We start from the raw sequence: 373 nt of genomic DNA, 5'->3' as shown, positions 1-373 counted from the left end.
AATGACCTTCCAGATAGTGCCCGCCAGCGGCGCGGTCACCGGCGTGCCGGCGCCTGCCGGGGCGGCCGCCTGAGCCGGGGCGGAAGAGGCTGCCGGCGCGGCTGCGGTCAGCTGGCTGATATCGCCGCCGTCGCTGACCTTCACCACAAAGGCCTTACCTTCCACTTCCACGGTGTAGACGCCGGAGGCGGCAGCTTTCACCGGGGCAGGAGCAGGCTGCGCGGCTTCCGCCTGCGGCAGCGGCTCAAACGCCGCCGGGTTATTGCGATTCTCCAGGAACTTCAGGCCGATTTGCGGGAACAGGGCCACGGTGAGCACGTCGTCGATGGCGTTCTCCGCCAGAACGATGCCCTTCTCCTGCGCCTGACGTTTC

The 373-nt window shown here is 68.1% G+C and carries 1 pseudogene; it reads right to left on the bottom strand.

From position 1 onward, the window contains the following. Positions 1–373, bottom strand: a pseudogene (locus IAE27_RS29380) (oxaloacetate decarboxylase); the annotation flags it as partial.

Origin of the sequence: Klebsiella sp. S69 (assembly GCF_016516145.1) — a bacterium.
GTDB lineage: Bacteria > Pseudomonadota > Gammaproteobacteria > Enterobacterales > Enterobacteriaceae > Klebsiella > Klebsiella oxytoca.
This window is presented reverse-complemented; position numbering and strand designations above follow the sequence as displayed.